20 protein-coding genes and 3 tRNA genes are annotated in these 19,848 nt (G+C 56.0%); 15 read left to right on the top strand and 8 right to left on the bottom strand.

What is annotated here, in order from left to right; all coding sequences use genetic code 11:
- Positions 1–4 precede the first annotated feature (4 nt).
- Positions 5–796 (top strand): SDR family oxidoreductase, encoded by a 792-nt coding sequence (locus tag JHD74_RS00675; RefSeq protein WP_199061262.1) that lies wholly within the window; start codon positions 5–7, stop codon positions 794–796.
- A gap of 166 nt (positions 797–962) precedes the next feature.
- Here the strand turns inward: JHD74_RS00675 and hpaR are convergent, their stop codons facing one another.
- A complete protein-coding gene (hpaR, locus tag JHD74_RS00670; RefSeq protein WP_024527253.1) occupies positions 963–1,406 on the bottom strand; it encodes a homoprotocatechuate degradation operon regulator HpaR in 444 nt (147 codons plus the stop codon).
- A gap of 260 nt (positions 1,407–1,666) precedes the next feature.
- Here hpaR and JHD74_RS00665 point away from each other — a divergent pair, with 260 nt between their 5' ends.
- From JHD74_RS00665 to hpaA, 9 genes are all read left to right on the top strand, one after another.
- A complete protein-coding gene (locus JHD74_RS00665; protein WP_074028437.1) occupies positions 1,667–2,293 on the top strand; it encodes a fumarylacetoacetate hydrolase family protein in 627 nt (208 codons plus the stop codon).
- 2 nt (positions 2,294–2,295) lie between these two features.
- Positions 2,296–3,060: a fumarylacetoacetate hydrolase family protein gene (locus JHD74_RS00660; protein WP_199061260.1), complete on the top strand. Its 765-nt coding sequence runs from the start codon at positions 2,296–2,298 to the stop codon at positions 3,058–3,060.
- A complete protein-coding gene (hpaE, locus tag JHD74_RS00655; RefSeq protein WP_024527250.1) occupies positions 3,057–4,511 on the top strand; it encodes a 5-carboxymethyl-2-hydroxymuconate semialdehyde dehydrogenase in 1,455 nt (484 codons plus the stop codon). Before JHD74_RS00660 ends, hpaE begins: the two co-directional genes overlap by 4 nt.
- Before the next feature lie 106 nt (positions 4,512–4,617).
- Positions 4,618–5,475, top strand: a complete 858-nt coding sequence (hpaD, locus tag JHD74_RS00650) for a 3,4-dihydroxyphenylacetate 2,3-dioxygenase (RefSeq protein WP_024485491.1) — start codon at positions 4,618–4,620, stop codon at positions 5,473–5,475.
- Between the two features lie 9 nt (positions 5,476–5,484).
- On the top strand, positions 5,485–5,871 hold the full coding sequence (locus JHD74_RS00645; RefSeq protein ID WP_074028439.1) for a 5-carboxymethyl-2-hydroxymuconate Delta-isomerase: 387 nt from the start codon (positions 5,485–5,487) through the stop codon (positions 5,869–5,871).
- Between the two features lie 14 nt (positions 5,872–5,885).
- Positions 5,886–6,689 carry a 2-oxo-hept-4-ene-1,7-dioate hydratase gene (hpaH, locus tag JHD74_RS00640; RefSeq protein WP_021808005.1) on the top strand — a complete coding sequence of 268 codons (804 nt, stop codon included), beginning with the start codon at positions 5,886–5,888 and terminating at the stop codon, positions 6,687–6,689.
- Positions 6,690–6,700: 11 nt separating this feature from the next.
- Complete coding sequence (gene hpaI, locus JHD74_RS00635; protein ID WP_024527248.1) at positions 6,701–7,501, top strand: 4-hydroxy-2-oxoheptanedioate aldolase; 801 nt, start codon at positions 6,701–6,703, stop codon at positions 7,499–7,501.
- An 11-nt stretch (positions 7,502–7,512) separates the two neighbouring features.
- A complete protein-coding gene (gene hpaX, locus JHD74_RS00630; protein WP_199061253.1) occupies positions 7,513–8,883 on the top strand; it encodes a 4-hydroxyphenylacetate permease in 1,371 nt (456 codons plus the stop codon).
- Between the two features lie 82 nt (positions 8,884–8,965).
- Entirely contained in the window at positions 8,966–9,862 is an 897-nt protein-coding gene (gene hpaA, locus JHD74_RS00625) for a 4-hydroxyphenylacetate catabolism regulatory protein HpaA (protein WP_024485495.1), read from the top strand.
- Between the two features lie 11 nt (positions 9,863–9,873).
- Here hpaA and ampH read toward each other — a convergent pair whose 3' ends face one another.
- A complete protein-coding gene (gene ampH, locus JHD74_RS00620) occupies positions 9,874–11,016 on the bottom strand; it encodes a D-alanyl-D-alanine-carboxypeptidase/endopeptidase AmpH (RefSeq protein ID WP_074028442.1) in 1,143 nt (380 codons plus the stop codon).
- A 141-nt stretch (positions 11,017–11,157) separates the two neighbouring features.
- Positions 11,158–12,228 carry a GGDEF domain-containing protein gene (locus JHD74_RS00615; RefSeq protein WP_199061251.1) on the bottom strand — a complete coding sequence of 357 codons (1,071 nt, stop codon included), beginning with the start codon at positions 12,226–12,228 and terminating at the stop codon, positions 11,158–11,160.
- A gap of 238 nt (positions 12,229–12,466) precedes the next feature.
- Here JHD74_RS00615 and JHD74_RS00610 point away from each other — a divergent pair, with 238 nt between their 5' ends.
- Positions 12,467–12,751 (top strand): DUF1435 domain-containing protein, encoded by a 285-nt coding sequence (locus JHD74_RS00610; protein WP_199061249.1) that lies wholly within the window; start codon positions 12,467–12,469, stop codon positions 12,749–12,751.
- Between the two features lie 80 nt (positions 12,752–12,831).
- Here JHD74_RS00610 and JHD74_RS00605 read toward each other — a convergent pair.
- From JHD74_RS00605 to JHD74_RS00590, 4 genes are all read right to left on the bottom strand, one after another.
- Positions 12,832–12,918 (bottom strand) — tRNA-Leu (locus JHD74_RS00605).
- A gap of 43 nt (positions 12,919–12,961) precedes the next feature.
- A tRNA-Leu gene (locus tag JHD74_RS00600) sits at positions 12,962–13,048 on the bottom strand.
- A gap of 35 nt (positions 13,049–13,083) precedes the next feature.
- Positions 13,084–13,170 (bottom strand) — tRNA-Leu (locus tag JHD74_RS00595).
- 114 nt (positions 13,171–13,284) lie between these two features.
- A complete protein-coding gene (locus JHD74_RS00590) occupies positions 13,285–14,187 on the bottom strand; it encodes a LysR family transcriptional regulator (RefSeq protein WP_199061247.1) in 903 nt (300 codons plus the stop codon).
- Positions 14,188–14,304: 117 nt separating this feature from the next.
- Between JHD74_RS00590 and JHD74_RS00585 the strand changes: the two genes are divergently transcribed.
- Positions 14,305–15,297: an aldo/keto reductase gene (locus tag JHD74_RS00585; protein ID WP_199061245.1), complete on the top strand. Its 993-nt coding sequence runs from the start codon at positions 14,305–14,307 to the stop codon at positions 15,295–15,297.
- Positions 15,298–15,540: 243 nt separating this feature from the next.
- On the opposite strand, the gene rsmC is transcribed toward JHD74_RS00585, so the two are convergent.
- Positions 15,541–16,584: a 16S rRNA (guanine(1207)-N(2))-methyltransferase RsmC gene (gene rsmC, locus JHD74_RS00580; RefSeq protein WP_065683642.1), complete on the bottom strand. Its 1,044-nt coding sequence runs from the start codon at positions 16,582–16,584 to the stop codon at positions 15,541–15,543.
- A 144-nt stretch (positions 16,585–16,728) separates the two neighbouring features.
- Here rsmC and JHD74_RS00575 point away from each other — a divergent pair, with 144 nt between their 5' ends.
- The 3 genes from JHD74_RS00575 (at position 16,729) to prfC (ending at position 19,338) form a co-directional block, all read left to right on the top strand.
- Positions 16,729–17,166 carry a DNA polymerase III subunit psi gene (locus tag JHD74_RS00575; RefSeq protein WP_024527241.1) on the top strand — a complete coding sequence of 146 codons (438 nt, stop codon included), beginning with the start codon at positions 16,729–16,731 and terminating at the stop codon, positions 17,164–17,166.
- Positions 17,111–17,554, top strand: a complete 444-nt coding sequence (gene rimI / locus JHD74_RS00570; RefSeq protein WP_074028446.1) for a ribosomal protein S18-alanine N-acetyltransferase — start codon at positions 17,111–17,113, stop codon at positions 17,552–17,554. The genes JHD74_RS00575 and rimI overlap by 56 nt, the downstream gene beginning before the upstream one ends.
- A 194-nt stretch (positions 17,555–17,748) precedes the next feature.
- On the top strand, positions 17,749–19,338 hold the full coding sequence (prfC, locus tag JHD74_RS00565) for a peptide chain release factor 3 (protein ID WP_199061243.1): 1,590 nt from the start codon (positions 17,749–17,751) through the stop codon (positions 19,336–19,338).
- Positions 19,339–19,848 lie beyond the last annotated feature (510 nt).

Here is a 19,848-nt window from a genome sequence, read left to right as displayed (position 1 = left end):
GCCGATGACGGCGATTTATGCCAGTGATGCGTTTACCGGGCAGGTGGTGCTGGTGACCGGCGGTGCGCAGGGCATTGGGCTGGCGATCGTCAGCGCCTTTGCTCGTTTGGGGGCCAAGGTGGTGATGGCCGATCTACAACGGCAAAAGGCGCAGGAGGTGGCTGAAAGCCTGTGCCAGCTGGGTTGGCAAGTGCAAGCCGCAGGTTGTGATATGGCTGATGCAGGGCAGATTGCCGAGCTGGTAGAGCAGATAGCGCAGCAGCATCAGCGGCTGGACGTGGTGATCCACAACGCCGCTTATTTTCCGCTAAGGCCGTTTAGCCAGATTGATGCTGAACTGCTGCAACGTACGTTAAGCGTCAATTTGATGGCACCGTTTTTTCTGGCTCAGGCGGCACAGCCGTGGATGAAGCGCCAGGGAGGCGGACGCATTCTGGTGACCTCGTCGGTCACAGGGCCAAGGGTGGCCTACCCAGGGTTGGCGCACTATGCGGCTTCCAAGGCGGGAGTTAACGGCTTTATTCGTGCTGCTGCGTTGGAACTGGCATCTGACAATATCACGGTGAACGGCGTGGAGCCGGGGATGATCCGCACGCCCGCGATGGCAAATCTGGGCGGGGACGCGGTGAACCAGGCGATTGCCTCTGCGGTGCCGTTAGGCAGGCTGGGGGAGCCGGAGGATATCGCTGCCGCAATGGTCTTTTTAGCCTCACCGGCTGCGAGCTATATCACCGGCCAGACGCTGGTGGTGGATGGTGGTGCGCTGTTGCCGGAAGCTCAACCTGCTAGTCTCTGAGGATGCCCCCTCACCCTAACTCTCTCCCACAGGGCGAGGGGACCGATCGAGTGGGTTTGAAAATTCGGTGACGCACCTTGTATTAGGGGGCGATCGAGTTTGCTGAGATTACCCTCTTTTTCCCAACAGAGCAGGGACTGTCAGTTCCCTGGGTTGGGGGACTGGGCTATTTGTGAGCAACCACGTTGTTGGCATGTTGATCCCCCAAGCGGATCAGCTCGTCGAGCAACACCATCAACTGCTCCATCTTCTGCTTCGAGAATGCCGCTTCTATCTCCCCATATCCCTGTTCCACCTGGTGGCGTGCCAGTTCATACAACTCCTGACCCTGCTGGGTCAAGGACACGTATAGCTTGCGCTGATCGTTAACCGGCTTGAGGCGAAAGATCAGCTTATCCCGCTCCATGCGCGACAGGATGCCGGTCAGGCTGGGGCGCAGGATGCAGGTTTCTGCGGCCAACTCGTGAAACTCAATGGAACGGTTATCGGCCAATACGCGAATGATGCGCCATTGCTGCTCTGTCAGATTGTGGCTTTTCAGGATCGGGCGGAAGAACCCCATGGCGGTTTCACGCGCCTGCAACAGGGCGATGGTTAACGATTCATGCATGTCGATGGCCTTGGCTTAATTTTATTAACAACTTAATAGTAGCCAATTTTTGACCAGCGGAGAACGGCAAAACGCGATCCGTTACGTAAAAATCCTGCAAAAAAGGTTAATTTGCTGATTAATAACGCTAATGTGCATAATTTGTGAATATTTCGTTATCACGATCACAAATTAAATTAACAACGTTGCGTAAATGCTGAACAGCGTATAAAAGTATTCATTAACATATTAATGATTGGCGATCCGTAGAAGGAGTCTGCATGAAAGGCACCGTATTTTCCGTAGCACTTAACCACCGCAGCCAGCTTGATGCCTGGGATCAGGCGTTTCGCGCCGCCCCTTACCAAACGCCGCCCAAGACGCCGGTGTGGTTTATCAAACCGCGTAATACCTATCTTGCCAACGGCGGCAGCATTCCGTTCCCGGCCGGTGAAACCGTGCAAAGTGGCGCAACGCTGGCAGTCGTGATTGGTAGCACCGCCCGCAAGGTGGCGGCGGATAAGGTGGCCGATTATGTGGCCGGTTATGCCTTGGCTAACGACGTCAGCCTGCCGGAAACCAGCTTCTATCGCCCGGCGATCAAGGCCAAATGCCGTGACGGTTTCTGCCCGCTGGGAGAGGTGGCTTCATTGGCTAGCACCCGCAATCTGGAAATTATCACCGAAATCAACGGCGTGGAGCAGGATCGCTGGTCAACGGCCGATCTGGTGCGTTCGGTGCCGGAACTGATCGCCGCCATCAGCGATTTTATTACCCTGCAACCGGGGGATGCGGTGCTGATTGGCACGCCACACCAGCGGGTTGAGATCAAGCCGGGTGATCAAGTGACGGTGCGGGCCGCAGGTTTGCCAACCCTTACCAACCAAGTGACGCAGGCAGGAGAATAACCATGAGACATGCTCGTATCCGCCATCATGGCCAGATTGTTAACGTCACCGTAGACGACCAGTTAAGCGTTATCCTGCCCGATGGCAGCAAGCTCGATGAGCACGATGTGGAATGGCTGCCACCGGCGCAGGGCACGATATTTGCCCTCGGCCTGAACTATGCCGATCACGCCAGTGAGCTGGAGTTTAAAGCGCCGGAAGAGCCTTTGGTGTTCCTCAAAGGGCCAAACAGCCTGACCGGTCACCGCCAGGTTTCCGTGCGACCGGCGCAGGTGGAATACATGCACTACGAAGCCGAGCTGGTGGCGGTGATCGGTAAAACTGCGCGTAACGTCAGCCGCGAGCAGGCGATGGATTACGTGGCCGGTTACACCCTGTGCAACGACTACGCCATCCGCGACTACCTGGAAAACTACTATCGCCCCAACCTGCGGGTGAAAAGCCGCGACACCCTGACGCCTATCGGCCCCTACATTGTCGATCGTGACGATGTTGCGGATCCGCATAACTTGACGCTCAGCACCTACGTTAACGGTGAACTGCGCCAGCGCGGCACCACCGCTGACATGATTTTCGACATCCCGTTCCTGATCGAATACCTGAGTGAATTTATGACGTTGCAGCCTGGCGACATGATCGCCACCGGCACGCCGAAAGGGCTGGCCGACGTGCAGCCTGGGGATGAAATTGTGGTTGAGATCGAAGGCATTGGCCGCTTGGTTAACCACATCATCAGTGAAAAAGATTACGAGGAGAGCAAGGGATGAAAACCATCAACCATTGGATCAACGGCAAAAACGTCGCCAGTAAAGAGTATTTCACCACCACCAACCCGGCTAACGGCGAAGTGCTGGCGGAAGTGGCGTCCGGTGGCCAGCTCGAAATCGACCAGGCAGTCGCTGCGGCAAAAGAAGCCTTCCCGAAATGGGCCAATACGCCGATGAAAGAGCGGGCACGTCTGATGCGTCGCCTGGGTGAACTGATCGACCAGAACGTACCGCAGATTGCCGAGATGGAAACCGCAGATACAGGGTTGCCGATCCACCAGACCAAAAACGTGCTGATCCCACGCGCCTCGCACAACTTTGAGTTCTTTGCCGAGATCTGCCAGCAGATGAATGGCCGCACCTACCCGGTAGACGACAAGATGCTCAACTACACGCTGATCCAACCGGTGGGCGTGTGTGCGCTGGTGTCGCCGTGGAACGTGCCGTTTATGACCGCCACCTGGAAAACCGCGCCTTGCCTGGCGCTGGGCAATACCGCAGTGCTGAAAATGTCCGAACTGTCGCCACTGACGGCGGATCGCCTGGGTGAACTGGCGCTGGAAGCCGGTATTCCTGCCGGGGTGCTGAACGTGGTGCAAGGCTATGGCGCAACGGCGGGGGATGCTCTGGTACGCCATAAGGACGTGCGTGCGGTGTCCTTCACCGGGGGGACCTCAACCGGCCGCCGCATTATTGAAAGCGCCGGGCTGAAGAAATTCTCGATGGAGCTGGGCGGCAAATCACCGGTGCTGATCTTTGAGGATGCCGATATCGAGCGGGCGTTGGATGCTGCGCTGTTCACCATCTTCTCGATTAACGGTGAACGCTGCACCGCGGGTTCACGCATCTTTATTCAGGAAAGTATTTACCCGGAATTCGTCAAACGCTTTGCCGAGCGTGCCAACCGCCTGCGCGTGGGCGATCCGATGGATCCCAATACCCAGGTCGGTGCGTTGATCAGCCCGCAGCACTGGGAAAAAGTCTCCGGCTATATTCGCTTGGGTATCGAAGAAGGAGCCACTTTGTTGGCTGGTGGCCCGGACAAACCGGCCGGATTGAGCCATGGCAACTTCCTGCGCCCAACGGTGCTGGCCGATGTTAACAACAGTATGCGTGTCGCGCAGGAAGAGATCTTCGGGCCGGTGGCCTGCCTCCTGCCGTTCAAATCAGAAGAAGACGGCCTGCGCATGGCCAACGATGTGGAGTACGGCCTGGCGTCGTACATCTGGACGCAGGATGTGAGCAAAGTCTTGCGTCTGGCCCGTAATATTGAAGCGGGTATGGTTTTCGTCAACACCCAGAACGTACGCGATCTGCGCCAGCCGTTTGGCGGGGTGAAATCCTCTGGCACCGGCCGTGAAGGCGGTGAGTACAGCTTCGAAGTGTTTGCCGAGATGAAAAACGTTTGTATCTCCATGGGGGATCACCCGATCCCACGTTGGGGAGTGTGAGATAGCTCCGTGCCCTTTAAAACAACAACCAAGGACTAGACCCGATAGATATCAGCCTGCGGCCTGCCGTGCTGCAGGCTGAAAGATAAAGGGGATAGGAGGACATATGGGTAAATTAGCATTAGCCGCAAAGATTACACACGTTCCTTCGATGTACCTGTCTGAATTGCCAGGAGAACACCATGGCTGCCGTCAAGCCGCCATTGATGGTCACAAAGAGATCAGCGCCCGCTGTCGTGAAATGGGCGTCGACACCATTATCGTATTCGACACCCACTGGTTGGTGAACAGCGCCTACCACATCAACTGTAACTCGCATTTTAAAGGGCTTTACACCAGCAACGAGCTGCCGCACTTCATTCGTGACATGACCTATGAATACGACGGCAACCCGGAGCTGGGGCAGATGATTGCCGATGAAGCCCGCAAGCTTGGCGTACGTGCCAAGGCCCATGAGATCCCAAGCCTGGAGTTGGAATACGGCACGCTGGTGCCAATGCGCTACATGAACAGCGACCGCCACTTCAAGGTGATCTCCATTTCTGCCTTCTGCACCGTGCATGACTTTGCCGATAGCCGCCGCCTGGGCGAAGCGATCAAAACTGCGATTGAGAAATACGACGGTACCGTGGCGGTATTGGCTAGCGGCTCGCTGTCACACCGCTTTATCGACGATCAACGTGCCGAGCAGGGCATGAACAGCTACACCCGCCAGTTCGACCAGCAGATGGACGAACGGGTAGTGAAACTGTGGGAAGAAGGGCGCTTCCGCGAGTTTTGCGAAATGCTGCCGGAGTACGCCGATTACTGCTATGGCGAAGGCAATATGCACGACACCGTGATGTTGCTGGGCCTGCTGGGTTGGGACAAGTACCAGGGCAAGGTGGAGTTCGTTACCCCGCTGTTTGCCAGTTCCGGAACCGGCCAGGTCAACGGCATATTCCCGCTTCCCGCTCAAGCCTGAGGATACCCAATGCCCCATTTTTACGCTGAATGTACCGACAACATCCGCCGGGAGGCGGATTTGCCAGCGCTGTTCGAGAAGGTTAATCACGCGCTGGCGGAAACCGGCATCTTCCCGCTGGCTGGCATCCGGAGCCGCGCCATCTGGCTGGATACCTGGCAGATGGCCGACGGCAAGCAGAACTATGCCTTTGTGCATATGACGCTGAAGATAGGCCACGGCCGCAGTCTGGAAAGCCGCCAACAGGTGGGCGAAATGCTGTTCATCCTGATCAAGGATCACTTTGCAGCGCTGATGGCCAAACGCTATCTGGCCCTCTCTTTCACCATGGAAGAGCTGGATCCGGTGCTGAATTACAAGCAAAACAACGTTCATGCGCTGTTTAGCAAGGACTGAACAAGGGGTGGTAAATGCTGGATAAAGACGTACTGAGCCGAGCCGTGCAGCGCCTGCATCAGGCCGAGCAGAGCCGGGAACAGATCCGCGCGTTATCGCTGGATCACCCGGAGATCACTATAGAAGATGCCTATGCTATCCAGCGCCAATGGGTTGAGCTGAAGATCGCCGAAGGGCGCACGCTGAAGGGGCATAAGATCGGGCTGACCTCGCGAGCCATGCAGGTCAGCTCGCAGATCACCGAGCCGGACTACGGCGCGCTGCTGGACGACATGTTCTTTAACGATGGCAGCGACATTCCGATCGATCGCTTTATCGTGCCACGCGTCGAAGTCGAACTGGCGTTTGTGCTGGCGAAGCCGCTGCGTGGGCCGAACTGCACGCTATTTGATGTCTATAACGCTACCGACTATGTGATCCCGGCGCTGGAGATCATCGACGCCCGCAGCCATAACGTCGATCCGCAAACCCAGCGGCCACGCAAGGTGTTCGACACCATTTCTGACAATGCTGCCAACGCCGGTGTGGTGATGGGCGGCAGGCCGATCAAGCCTGATGCGCTGGATCTTCGCTGGATCAGTGCCTTGCTGTATCGCAATGGCGTGATTGAAGAATCTGGCGTGGCGGCGGCGGTGCTCAATCACCCGGCCAACGGCGTGGCCTGGCTGGCTAATAAGCTGTCCCCGTATGACGTGGAGCTGGAGGCCGGGCAAATCATCCTTGGCGGTTCCTTCACCCGCCCGGTGGCGGCACGGCGCGGCGATACCTTCCATGCCGACTATGGTCCGATGGGCTGCATCAGCTGCCGGTTTGTCTAAGGAGCAACACGATGATAACTAACCATTTCAAACAGGCCTTGCAGGAAAAACGCCCGCAGATCGGCCTGTGGCTGGGGCTGTGCAGCAGCTACAGTGCGGAACTGCTGGCCGGCGCCGGGTTCGACTGGCTGCTGATCGATGGCGAACATGCGCCTAACAATGTGCAAACGGTATTGGGGCAGTTGCAGGCGGTGGCGCCTTATCCCAGCCATCCGGTGGTGCGTCCGGCCTGGAACGATCCGGTGCTGATCAAACAACTGCTGGACGTTGGTGCGCAAACCCTGTTGATCCCGATGATCCAAAACGCCGAACAGGCGCAGGAGGCGGTGCGGGCGACCCGCTATCCTCCAAACGGTATTCGCGGGGTCGGTAGTGCGTTGGCTCGCGCCTCGCGCTGGAACCGGGTGCCGAATTACCTGCATCTTGCCGACAGCCAGATGTGTGTGTTGGTACAGATCGAAACCCGAGAGGCGGTGAAAAATCTGGATGCCATCCTGGAGGTGGAAGGGGTCGACGGCGTCTTTATCGGCCCGGCGGATCTGAGTGCCGACATGGGCTTTGCCGGTAATCCGCAGCATCCCGAAGTGCAGCGCACTATTGATGATGCCATTGCCCGCATCCGTGCCGCAGGCAAGGCACCGGGCATCCTGATGGCACAGCAGGAACTGGCGCAGCACTATCTGGCATCCGGCGCGTTGTTTGTTGCCGTTGGCGTGGATACCACTCTGCTGGTACGGGCGGCAGACTCCCTGCTCAGCAGTTTCAAACAGGATAAAGCGGCGGAGCCACCTCCATCCCAGAGCGTTTACTAATCGGAGTCATCATGAGCAACGTCGATTCGCTCAAGCCACTGAACCCGGCAGAGCAACATAAAGCGTTAACCGCCACCGAGCAGTCGGTGATTAAAAAGTTATTTCGGCGCCTGATTATTTTCTTATTTGTGTTGTTTGTTTTCTCGTTCCTTGACCGTATCAACATCGGGTTTGCCGGTTTGACCATGAAGCAGGACCTCGGTCTTAGCTCCACCATGTTCGGCCTGGCCGCAACGCTGTTTTACGTCACCTACGTGATCTTTGGCATCCCCAGCAACATGATGCTGAGCAGGGTGGGGGCACGGCGTTGGATCGCCACCATCATGGTGCTGTGGGGCATTGCTTCTACCTGCACCATGTTTGCCACTGGGCCAACCAGTCTGTACGTGCTGCGGATGATCGTCGGTATTACCGAGGCGGGCTTCCTGCCGGGGATCCTGGTGTATCTCACCTACTGGTTCCCGGCGTTCTACCGCGCCCGGGCCAACGCTTTGTTTATGATTGCCATGCCCGTCACGATGGCGGTGGGTTCGTTGGTGTCCGGCTATATTCTGGCGCTGGACGGCATGATGAACCTGAAAGGTTGGCAATGGCTGTTCCTGCTGGAAGGCATTCCTTCGGTGATCCTCGGCGTGGTGGTGTGGTTCTATCTGGACGACACGCCGGCCAAGGCCAAGTGGCTGACCAGCGAAGAGAAGACCAGCCTGAAGGCGATGATGGAAGCCGACAAACTGCAACTGGTGCAGCCGGAAGGGCCGAGCAGCCACCGGGCGTTGCAACAGCGCAGCCTGTGGCGTGAGGTGCTGACGCCGGTGGTGCTGATGTATACGCTGGCCTATTTCTGCCTCACCAATACCCTGAGCGCCATCAATATCTGGACGCCGCAGATCTTGCAGAGCTTCAACCAGAGCAGCAGTAACATCATGATCGGTTTTCTGGCGGCGATCCCGCAAATCTGTACCATCGCCGGTATGATCTGGTGGAGTAAACGTTCGGATCGCCTGCAGGAGCGTAAGTTCCACACCGCACTGCCTTATCTGTTTGCCGCGGCGGGTTGGCTGCTGGCTTCGGCGACCAATCACAGTATGGTCCAACTGTTAGGGATCGTGATGGCGTCGGTCGGCTCGTTTACCGCGATGGCGATCTTCTGGACCACGCCGGATCAGTCAATCAGCTTTGAAGCTCGAGCGGTGGGGATCGCGGTGATCAACGCCACCGGTAACATCGGCTCGGCGGTCAGCCCACTGTTGATCGGCTGGTTCAAGGATGTGACCGGCAGCTTTAACTCCGGGCTCTATTTTGTCTCGGCGTTGTTGATTATCGGGGCCGTGCTGGTATGGCGTATCCCGATGAAGGATTCACGCCCACGGGCCACGCCATAAACTTTGGATATTGCTTCAGGCGACGCCCCCTCTCCTTTTGGGAGCGGGGGATTTCCTTGTCTTATTTTCACCGGAGGACAGCGTGCAGAAAAGTACCGGCTTTATCGCCAATATCGATATTGGCAAAGAGTATGACGCGCGTTACGCCGCTGATGAGGTGCACTACGAAACCTTTGCCGGGCTGGCGGCGTTTTTTGGCCGGGATATGCAGGTGCACTGGCACGACCGTTTCTTCCAACTGCATTATCTGGCCACCGGCAGGATAGAGCTGCAGCTGGACGATCAACACTATTCGGTGCAGGCTCCGCTGTTTATCCTCACCCCGCCTTCGGTGCCACACGCCTTTTTCACCGAACCAGACAGCGACGGCCACGTGTTAACGGTACGCCAGGAACTGATCTGGCCGTTGCTGGAGCGCCTGTATCCGGGCAGCAATCTGGCGCTGGATATGCCGGGGATTTGCCTTTCTCTGGCCGCAGTGCCACAGGAGTTGGCGGCGCTTGGGCATTATTGGGAACTGATCGCCCGCGAGTTTAGCCAAAAGATGGCCGGGCGCGAGCAGACGTTGGCATTGCTGGCCCAGGCGGTCTTCACGCTGATGCTGCGCAATACCTCATTGGATGATAAGGCCGCCAGCGGCGTGCGCGGTGAACTGAAGCTGTTCCAGCGTTTTAACAAGATGGTGGACGAGCGTTTTCGCGATCACCTGTCGGTGCCGGAATATGCCCAGTCGCTGGGGGTGACGGAATCACGCCTCAACGACCTGTGCCGCCGCTTTGCCAACCGGCCACCCAAAAGGCTGATCTTCGATCGCCTGTTGCGTGAAGCCAAACGGCTGCTGCTGTTCAGCGCCTGCACGGTGCATGAAACGGCCTACAGCCTGGGGTTTAAAGATCCCGCCTATTTCGCTCGCTTCTTCAATCGGCTGGAAGGCTGTTCACCTTCCGCCTATCGCGCTACGCAACATGTCCTGTCGTAAGTGGGATCGGCTTAGCCTTTATTCGCCACCAAATCCGCGACCAGCCGGTTGACCGGATCGCTCATATTGGTGAATTTGGTCAATTCCGAGCGGGTAACGACCACGAACACGCCGATATTTTGCTGCGGCACCATCGCCATATAGGTGATGAAGCCGCCGCCACCGCCGGTTTTCTGGATGATCCCCGGCAGGCCGTCTTTCGGTGCCATATATACCCAACCCAATCCTAAAGCAGAGGCTTCACCCGGTACATCCATGCCTTTTAGTGACGCCAGATCTTTGCGCTGGAAATACATGGTTTGTTCGGTCAAGGCCGTTGGCTTGCGTGCGCCAGATACGTTGGAGGAGAGGAACTGTTGCATCCAGCGTTGCATATCGCGCGGCGTTGAGTAAACGCCACCGCTGCCTCCGGCGGCCGTGGTGTCGCGGCAGGCACTTGGCCCAGAAGCGGCCACCATCAGGCGTGAGCACTGCTCTGCGCTTGGCGTCAGTGTGGTATCAACCATCCCCAGTGGACCCGTGACTTTCTCACGCAGCAAGGCGTTATAAGGCTTGCCAGCGGCACGTGACAACGCATCGGCCAATAGGTCGTAGGCCAGGTTGGAGTAGGCCGCCCGCACGCCCGGTGGCACGGTAATGGTGGCATGAGACAACCATTGCCAGCGCTGTGCCTTGGTGGGCCAGGTAAACACCGGCGTTTTCGGTGGCTTCTTACCGGGTTGCTCACGCGGTAGGGCGCTGGTGTGCGTTGCCAGGTTCAGCAAGGTAATCGGCTGGCGTGAATTGTAGGCAGGGACGATAGCGCCTTTGGGAGCATATTTGCGCAGTGGATCGGTGAGTTTGACCTTACCTTCCGCTGCCATTTTGACCATCACTTCGCTGGTCATCAGCTTGGTGATGGAGGCGATGCGGATCAGCGAGTCTGGCCGTGGGCGCAGATCGTTACCCGGTTTGGTATCGCCAAAGCTGCGGTTAACTACCTGATTATTATCGATAACCACCAGCGCCATACCGGTTGCGCCGCTGTTAAAGAAGATATGTTCAGCATATTGATCGACAATCTGTGAGGTCAGCTGCGCGTCGGTCGCTTGGCTGGCTAACGGCACGGCACACAGGCCAAGCGCCAGCAATAACGTGGAGAGTGAGGTCTTCAACGGTCGTGTTCCATTTAAAAATGTGACAGGGAAGGCGTAAGTTGTCCGCTAGTGTAATGCGCTACGGCGCGATTGGCATGTGGTAAAAGTGGCGACAGGTAAAAGTTTTTCACCTTTCCCCTTCCGGCGAAGGGGAAAGGATCAGGTGACTGGCTGCGGGTGTGAGGCTAGCTGAATATTGTTGCGGCCACTGTTTTTGGCCCGGTACAGCGCGGCGTCGGCGGCACAGATCGCTGAGTCGATATCCAGCTTATCCAGCGCAGAAATCCCGGCGCTTAACGTCACCTTGGTTGTCTCCTGCGTTTGGAAACGATGGGAAATGGTCAATTCCTGCACGCATTGGCGTACCTTTTCCGCCAGATAGGCCGCGTAGTCTTCACCGACGTTGGTCAACAGTACCAAAAACTCTTCTCCGCCGTAACGCACCACGATATCCCGTGAGCGTACCGCATCCCGGATGGTCGCTGCCACTTGGACTAGTGCTTGGTCGCCCAGAGTGTGGCCGTAGCGATCGTTGTAAACCTTAAAATGGTCGATATCGAGTAGCAGCACAAAGTGGTTGCCTGAGGTCGGTGAGAGCAACTGATCGAGTTTGCTCTCCAGCCCACGGCGGTTATACAGGCCGGTTAGCGGATCGAGCATGCTCAGATCGCTGAACTTATCCCGCTCGTGATACAGGTTGGCCACCAGATGTTGGGTAAACATTTCACTGCGCTTCAACAGCAAATGATGGACCGAGAAAGCAACAATCGGCAGCAGAGTGGTGAACAGAATACGCATGGTGTTATGCATGCCGTCCAGCCACAGGATAATCAGTGCCGAAGGTATGGCGTGCAGGCAGAAGGCGAGCAGGTTATCCGTCAGTGAGATCGCGCTGATAAAGAAAATACTGAACAGGCTGATCAGCAAAAAACCGTGGTTGTCACTGGCGGTAAGCTGGCTCTTGCAATAGATGTGCGCCGCCCACAGTAGCCCAAGGATGATGGCGAGCAGGTTGAGCCTTTGGACGTAGTGGCGGGGCGAATACAGCGTAAATAGCATGGCCGCCAGGCAAATCGCCGGAATGCAGATTAGCGGCAGCGTGAATGCCGGCATTTCTTTAAAGGGCACGAATAAAGTAAAAATGGCAGAGGCGGCATTCATCAACAAGAAAAGAAACAGGGATAAACGCTGTTTGCTGGTTTGCAGTTGCTGATAAGAACGCGAGTTCATACGGGGATCACTCTTTACCAATGGGGCCGGTCGAAGGAAAAATGTTAGACAACGCCTGCTGAATAATTCCATTTGGTTATTATTAACAGACTATAAATGTTAAGAATTTTCTTATGTGAAACTAACATTTTTCGCGCAGGCTGTCATCCGCGTTCAGCCGGATCTTGAAAAGAGTGCGGGCCTAAAAAAAGTGTTATATGATATTGGTTATCATTATCACTTGAAGGGTGGGGTTATCATGTTAGCTGCCATGGTTGCCGCTTGTGGATTGTGGGGCATCAGCTGGTGCCTGGGGAATCGGCTTGCCAGCGCATGGGGCGTGTTGCTGCCTTGCGCCCTGATGCCATTTCTGGCGCTGATCGACCTGGATATGATGCAACTGCGTACTCTGATCGTGGTTGCCATGTTGGCTACGCTGGTGATGTTGTTTAACAGCCGCTGGCGTCATTACCTGCTGCTCCCTTCCTGCATGGCTCTAGCAGGTGGACTGGCCGCAATCAGCCTGCATTTCAGCTTTAACTGAAACGACAAAACCACGCCTGAGCGTGTTGGTTTTTTTCAATGAGTTTTAACGCAGGAACAGCTGGAAGAGAACCCATCAAGTGGTGCGAAGAGAGGGACTTGAACCCTCACGTCCGTAAGAACACTAACACCTGAAGCTAGCGCGTCTACCAATTCCGCCACCTTCGCACAGTTTGATGTGTTGCTTTGATGTCGATTTATATCACCAGCTTGGTGCGAAGAGAGGGACTTGAACCCTCACGTCCGTAAGAACACTAACACCTGAAGCTAGCGCGTCTACCAATTCCGCCACCTTCGCATTCGATGCTGTGCAATATAAATCATGTGGTTATTTGGTGCGAAGAGAGGGACTTGAACCCTCACGTCCGTAAGGACACTAACACCTGAAGCTAGCGCGTCTACCAATTCCGCCACCTTCGCCTACCAGATACGCTACCGGAGTAACGCTACCACGGAGGCGAATTCTAGAGATTTTGGCGGGTACGTCAATAGTTATTTCCTGGATTGGAGGCGTTTGCTGTAAAAAACGGCATATCAGCGCTTTTTATGGCCTTCGAACAACGTAATCAGCCAATCAATCAATACCCTGACACGCGGCGCGAGGAAACGACCAGGCGGATACATGATGTAGATCGGCATCGGCGGTGGTGGCGTATCTACCAACACTTCCACCAGTTCGCCGCTTTGCAACCAAGGGGAGATGATATAACGCGCCGCCTGGATCAGCCCCAAATTGGCACGGCAGGCACTGGTATAGGCATCGGCCCCGCTAACGCTCAATCTGCTTGGCAATTCGCGCAGCTCAAGGCGGCCATCACGGCAAAATTCCAGCGGGTAGTTGCGGTTATTCACCAAGGAGAAATAGCCCACTGCTCGATGGTGTTGCAGCTCGTCGATCGACTGCGGGGTACCAAACGCCTGTAAATAGCCGGGAGAGGCGCAGGTGAGCTGTGGTAGTTGGGCAATTCGTCGGGCAACCAGCGTATCGTCTTCGGTCTCCCAGGCCCGCAGCACGCAATCTACCCCCTCGCGCAGCAGATCGACATGGGTGTCGTTGGCCCCCAGCGCAATTTCTATCTCTGGATAGCGCTGATAGAACTCATCCAGCGCTGGGATGACGACTTCCCGCGCCAGCGAATGGGGCATATCGATCCGCACCTTACCGGTGGGTTGCAGCTTGTGGTGGCTGAACAGGGTATCTGCTTCTTCCAGGGCGTCCAGCAGGTGCAGACAACGTTGGTAGTACAGCGTTCCCTCGGCGGTGACCTGTACCTGACGCGTGGTGCGCACCAATAATCTGACGCCAAGCCGTTGCTCAAGGCGTTTGAGCACGTTGCTTACCGTGGCTCGCGGCAGTTGCAATCGTTCGGCCGCGCGGCTGAAGCTGCCTAGTTCCACGATCCGGGTAAAGATGCGCATAGCCTGAACCTGATCCATTTTGCCGCCCGCATTGTTGGTGATTTATGAACAGTGATGTGCAATCTGCATTATTTATCTTTGTGGCATAAACAACCAGACTTTGTTTCGACATCCATGTTCAATAAGGACCACACAATGCAACAGCGCAAATTAGGTACTAATGGCCCCCTCGTTTCTGCCCTGGGTTTAGGTTGCATGGGGATGAGCGATTTCTACTCTACGGGTTATGATGAGCAGGAAGCTATCGCCACGCTGCATCGGGCTCTGGAACTGGGGGTGACTCTACTGGACACTGCAGATATGTACGGCCCGCACACCAATGAACAACTGATCGGCAAGGCGATCAAAGGCAAACGCGACCAGGTATTTCTGGCCACCAAATTCGGTATTGTGCGCGATCCGGCCGATCCCACTGCGCGGGGCGTGAGCAGCAAACCGGACTATATCCGTCGCTCGGTCGAAGGCAGCTTGCAGCGGCTAGGGGTAGAAACCATCGATCTTTACTACCAGCACAGGGTCGATCCGACGGTACCGATCGAAGAGGTGGTTGGCACCCTGGCTGATCTGATCAAAGAGGGCAAGATCCGTCATATTGGCCTGAGTGAAACCTCCGTTGCAACGTTGGAACGCGCCCAACAGGTGCATCCGATCACCGCGTTGCAGACTGAATATTCCTTGTGGAGCAGGGACGCTGAGCAGGGGCAACTGGCCACTTGCCGACGTTTGGGCATTGGTTTTGTCGCCTATAGCCCGCTTGGACGTGGCTTTCTGACCGGGGCGATCCAGAGTCTCGAGGACTTGGCGGCAGATGATTTCCGCCGCGATAATCCACGTTTTCAGGGGGAAAACTTTGCTCGCAATCTGGAACTAGTCACCAAGGTCAGTGAACTGGCCAGGCAGAAAGGCGTAATCCCGTCGCAACTGGCGTTGGCCTGGGTGATGGCGCAGGGGGAACATATTGTTCCAATTCCTGGTACCAAACGTCGGCGCTATCTGGAAGAAAACGTGGCAGCAGCGGAGATCACGCTGAGCGAGCAGGAATTGGCGGCGATCGAGGCGGTATTCCCTCTGGCAGGCGTGGCGGGGGCACGCTATACAACGGTGGGTATGGAGTTGATTAACGGCTGATGGCCTACCTTGGGGATAAATGTTCGTCAGGCGAGCAATCTCCCCTCACCCCAACCCTCTCCCGATGAACAAATCGGAGGCGTCAGGAACACTTGTGCGAGGGAGAGGGGGCGGGTACGGAGCCGTGGTCAGGTACACAAGTTATTCAGTCGCGTGGCTGAATTTATAGGTAGGGTGCTGTAGTCAAATGGTGGCACGATCGATCCCCTCTCCCTGTGGGAGAGGGTTAGGGTGAGGGGCCTGTTACCTTTTCTTCTTCGCATCGCGTGGCTGGCGGGCTACGGTGGCTTTATACACCTTGAAGCGGCCATTTTGTGCCAACACTTCATGGCTGCCGAAGGTGGCATCCAGAATGTCCGGGTAAGGCAGGAAGGCGTTGGCGACGATGCGCAGTTGACCACCGATTGGCAGGTGTTTTAACGCCCCGCGGATCAGCGTTTCTGCGGCGGTCAGGCTGGTGGCCAGGCCGTCATGGAACGGTGGGTTGGAGATGATCAGGTCAAAGCGGCCGGTAATGTCGGAGTAGACGTTACTGACGATCACTTCCCCTTCAATGCCGTTGGCAGCCAGAGTTGCTCGGCTGGATTCTACGGCTGCGGCGTTGACGTCGCTGAGGGTCAGCTTCATTTTCGGCGACAGTTTAGACAGCACCGAAGCCATTACGCCAGCGCCACAACCCACGTCCAGCACTTTGCCTTTCATGTGTTTTTCCAGCGTGGAGAGCAGCAGTGAACTGCCAACGTCCAGGCCGTCACGGCTGAACACGCCAGGTAGCGTCTTCACTTCCAGATCGTGCAACTGATAGCTTTCCCACCAGTCGGCCAGATCAAACTGGGTCTGCACATCGATGCGGCCATGATACAACCCACAGCGGCGAGCGCTGTCGATCTTGGCAAGCGTGGCATGGCCTTCCAGCGTTTGTTCCGCGCTGCGTACGCCACTGCGGTTTTCACCGACGACAAAAATTTCTGCGCCAACCGGCAGCAGGGCCAGGATATTGCACAGTTGGAACTGCGCTTCCTGCTTGCTCTTTGGCCAGTAATATACCAGCGTATCACACTCGGCGACGAAGGCAGGATCGACCGTCAGGCCGAACTGTGCATGCTCTCCCATCGTCCGGTTCAGTAACTGCCAGTGATGGTATTGCTGGGTGTGGACACGCACATCCGCGGCCTCGAATTGGGCCGGCAGGGTATCCTGCAGATCGCCGGCAAACAGCACGCGGCGTTCCATAAATTCATCACTGTGGCGCAGCATGACTTCACTGGCGGGGGTTAATGCAGACATCAGTTTTCGGCTCCTCAAGATTTAGCCGGAGATTATAGAGCTTTGTGGCCAGATGTTCGACGGGTTTGTTGGCGCAGGCTGCCTGGGTTTGTTAGCATAGCGCGGCAATAGGGCAGGTAGGGTGCGTCACACACGGGGATCGGCATGGCATCAAAACGCGACTGGTTGTTACAACAGCTGGGGATTACGCAGTGGACATTACGCCGCCCTGGAGTGTTGCAGGGAGAGGTGGCGGTAAGCGTGCCCCCGAACGTGCGCCTGCTGGTGGTGGCGCAGGCATTGCCAGACCAGCACGACCCGTTGTTTTGTGACGTGCTGCGCAGCCTGGGGCTGACAGCGTCACAAACCTATGGCCTGACACCGGATCAGGTAGCGATGCTGCCGCAAGATACCGAGTGTAACAGTTGGCGGTTGGGCGTCACGGAGCCGCTAGCGGTGGCCGGCGCGCAACTACATAGCCCGGCGCTGGCCGAGCTTTCTCAAGATGCGGGTGCGAAACGCGCACTCTGGCAGCAGATTTGTCATCATGAACAGCATTTCTACCCTGACAGCGGCCGATCTGGCCACAGCCTTCAAGATTGAACAAGCCAGCCATGCGTTTCCCTGGACGGAGGCGACGCTAACCAGCAATCAGGGCGAACGTTACCTTAACCTGAAATTGGCAACCGAAGGGCAAATGGCGGGTTTTGCCATTACCCAAATCGTGCTGGACGAAGCCACGCTGTTTAATATTGCTATTCATCCAAGCTGGCAGCGCCGGGGCTTTGGCCGCATGCTGCTGACTGCCGTGATCGAGCAATTGGAAGCGCGTGGAGTGGTCACTCTATGGCTGGAAGTACGAGCTTCCAACAGTGGTGCGATAGCGCTCTACGAAGATCTTGGCTTCAATGAAGTAACGGTACGCCGCAACTATTACCCTGCAGCCAGTGGCCGCGAAGACGCGATCGTTATGGCACTGCCGCTGGGATAGCGACTTACAGTCCTCCCTTTGTGCAGCCGGTTTGGCCTGCCATTATCTTATGCCGAAGAAACCATTGATTGTCACCGGTTGGTAAATCAGCGAAAATACTCGGCTACTATCTTTTTATTACCGCTTTGCCTGGCGCCGCGATCGGCGCGTTGTGATGATGAGCAGGGCGGACTAACCATAGAAACGTGAAAAACATGTCTCCTAGTGAATTCGCCCGCGAAGTTGCGAAAAGAAGAACTTTCGCCATTATCTCGCACCCCGATGCGGGTAAAACCACCATCACCGAGAAGGTGCTGTTATTCGGACACGCTATCCAGACCGCCGGTACGGTAAAGGGCCGTGGCTCCAGCCAGCACGCCAAATCCGACTGGATGGAGATGGAGAAACAACGTGGTATCTCGATCACCACCTCGGTGATGCAGTTCCCGTACCGCGACTGCCTGGTTAACCTGCTCGATACCCCGGGGCACGAAGACTTCTCCGAAGATACCTACCGTACCCTGACGGCGGTGGACTGCTGCCTGATGGTGATCGACGCCGCAAAAGGCGTTGAAGATCGTACCCGCAAGCTGATGGAAGTTACCCGCCTGCGTGATACGCCGATCCTGACCTTCATGAACAAACTTGACCGTGACATCCGCGATCCGATGGAAGTGATGGACGAAGTTGAGCGCGAACTGAAAATCGCCTGCTCGCCGATCACCTGGCCGATCGGCTGCGGCAAGTTGTTCAAAGGGGTTTACCATCTCTATAAAGATGAAACCTATCTGTACCAGACCGGTAAAGGCCACACCATTCAGGAAGTGCGCATCGTTAAAGGGTTGAACAACCCGGATCTCGATGCTGCCGTAGGCGAAGATCTGGCCGCCCAGCTGCGTGATGAGCTGGAACTGGTGCAAGGGGCTTCCCATGAGTTTGAGCAGGAAGCCTTCCTGGCAGGCGAATTGACCCCGGTGTTCTTCGGTACCGCTTTGGGTAACTTCGGTGTCGATCATATGCTTGATGGGCTGGTGGCCTGGGCGCCTGCGCCAATGCCACGTAAAACCGATACCCGTGAAGTGGTCGCCGCCGAAGAGAAATTCACCGGCTTCGTGTTCAAGATCCAGGCTAACATGGATCCTAAACACCGCGACCGTGTGGCGTTTATGCGCGTGGTGTCTGGCCGCTATGAGAAAGGCATGAAACTGCGCCAGGTTCGTACCGGCAAAGACGTGGTGATCTCCGATGCGCTGACCTTTATGGCCGGTGACCGCTCGCACGTTGAAGAAGCCTACCCAGGCGACATCATTGGCTTGCATAACCACGGCACCATTCAGATCGGCGACACCTTCACCCAGGGTGAGGATATGAAGTTCACCGGTATTCCGAACTTTGCGCCTGAACTGTTCCGCCGTATCCGCCTGCGCGATCCGCTCAAGCAGAAACAACTGCTGAAGGGGCTGGTCCAGCTGTCGGAAGAGGGCGCGGTGCAGGTATTCCGCCCAATCGCCAACAACGATCTGATCGTGGGTGCGGTGGGTGTGCTGCAGTTTGACGTGGTGGTTGCCCGTCTGAAAAGCGAATACAACGTGGAAGCGCTGTATGAATCGGTTAACGTCTCCACAGCCCGTTGGGTCGAGTGCGACGACGTGAAGAAATTCGAAGAGTTCAAGCGTAAGAACGAGCTGAACCTGGCGCTGGACGGCGGCAACAACCTGTCGTATATCGCACCAACCATGGTTAACCTCAATCTGACTCAGGAACGTTACCCAGAAGTGGTGTTCCGCAAAACTCGCGAGCATTAATCTCGTCAACAGGGCGCTTCTAAGCGCCCTGTGTTTTCCTTCTTCAGCCCCCATCCTGCTAATTATTAAACCCTTCTCACTAATCATTTTGTCTAAACTGAACAAGATTTTCCGCGATCTGGCGGCAAATTTTCGCTGATGGTCTATATTTATCAGGGTGCATAGCGACATATGAGCGTAAAATACTATTGTACCCACATATTTTAGAGAGTTATTCGGTAGTGTTGCCGATAGGAGACAGTCCTATCTTAGCAATATCAATAAGATAGTGATGTGGATCCCAAATCAACCGCTATATGTCTCCAATGGACGACAGTTTTACGCTTAATTGTTGCTCATTTGTTTTGTTGTTGTTGATTTTTAACGGCTTTTTTAACTTGGCACGGGCATTGCAGGTATGTTTACCGTAGAGCAATAGTCCGGTCGTGAACGTTTGATTGTATAGAGATCGTGAAGTATTCATTTGAGTTAGCCGCACTCTGGCGGCACCAGAGCCCACAGCAGTTTGGG

The organism is Serratia sp. ASV30, assembly GCF_016428815.1.
Classification (GTDB): domain Bacteria; phylum Pseudomonadota; class Gammaproteobacteria; order Enterobacterales; family Enterobacteriaceae; genus Chania; species Chania fonticola_C.
The sequence above is the reverse complement of the archived record's forward strand: the minus strand, read 5'-3'. Positions and strand labels throughout refer to the sequence as shown.

Excerpts from the sequence above, each read along its gene's own strand:
- JHD74_RS00675 (WP_199061262.1), top strand. The coding sequence starts at position 5 with ATGACGGCGATTTATGCCAGTGATGCGTTTACCGGGCAGGTGGTGCTG.
- hpaR (WP_024527253.1), bottom strand. The coding sequence starts at position 1,406 with ATGCATGAATCGTTAACCATCGCCCTGTTGCAGGCGCGTGAAACCGCC.
- JHD74_RS00665 (WP_074028437.1), top strand. The coding sequence starts at position 1,667 with ATGAAAGGCACCGTATTTTCCGTAGCACTTAACCACCGCAGCCAGCTT.
- JHD74_RS00660 (WP_199061260.1), top strand. The coding sequence starts at position 2,296 with ATGAGACATGCTCGTATCCGCCATCATGGCCAGATTGTTAACGTCACC.
- hpaE (WP_024527250.1), top strand. The coding sequence starts at position 3,057 with ATGAAAACCATCAACCATTGGATCAACGGCAAAAACGTCGCCAGTAAA.
- hpaD (WP_024485491.1), top strand. The coding sequence starts at position 4,618 with ATGGGTAAATTAGCATTAGCCGCAAAGATTACACACGTTCCTTCGATG.
- JHD74_RS00645 (WP_074028439.1), top strand. The coding sequence starts at position 5,485 with ATGCCCCATTTTTACGCTGAATGTACCGACAACATCCGCCGGGAGGCG.
- hpaH (WP_021808005.1), top strand. The coding sequence starts at position 5,886 with ATGCTGGATAAAGACGTACTGAGCCGAGCCGTGCAGCGCCTGCATCAG.
- hpaI (WP_024527248.1), top strand. The coding sequence starts at position 6,701 with ATGATAACTAACCATTTCAAACAGGCCTTGCAGGAAAAACGCCCGCAG.
- hpaX (WP_199061253.1), top strand. The coding sequence starts at position 7,513 with ATGAGCAACGTCGATTCGCTCAAGCCACTGAACCCGGCAGAGCAACAT.
- JHD74_RS00615 (WP_199061251.1), bottom strand. The coding sequence starts at position 12,228 with ATGAACTCGCGTTCTTATCAGCAACTGCAAACCAGCAAACAGCGTTTA.
- JHD74_RS00610 (WP_199061249.1), top strand. The coding sequence starts at position 12,467 with ATGTTAGCTGCCATGGTTGCCGCTTGTGGATTGTGGGGCATCAGCTGG.
- JHD74_RS00590 (WP_199061247.1), bottom strand. The coding sequence starts at position 14,187 with ATGGATCAGGTTCAGGCTATGCGCATCTTTACCCGGATCGTGGAACTA.
- JHD74_RS00585 (WP_199061245.1), top strand. The coding sequence starts at position 14,305 with ATGCAACAGCGCAAATTAGGTACTAATGGCCCCCTCGTTTCTGCCCTG.
- rsmC (WP_065683642.1), bottom strand. The coding sequence starts at position 16,584 with ATGTCTGCATTAACCCCCGCCAGTGAAGTCATGCTGCGCCACAGTGAT.
- JHD74_RS00575 (WP_024527241.1), top strand. The coding sequence starts at position 16,729 with ATGGCATCAAAACGCGACTGGTTGTTACAACAGCTGGGGATTACGCAG.
- rimI (WP_074028446.1), top strand. The coding sequence starts at position 17,111 with ATGAACAGCATTTCTACCCTGACAGCGGCCGATCTGGCCACAGCCTTC.
- prfC (WP_199061243.1), top strand. The coding sequence starts at position 17,749 with ATGTCTCCTAGTGAATTCGCCCGCGAAGTTGCGAAAAGAAGAACTTTC.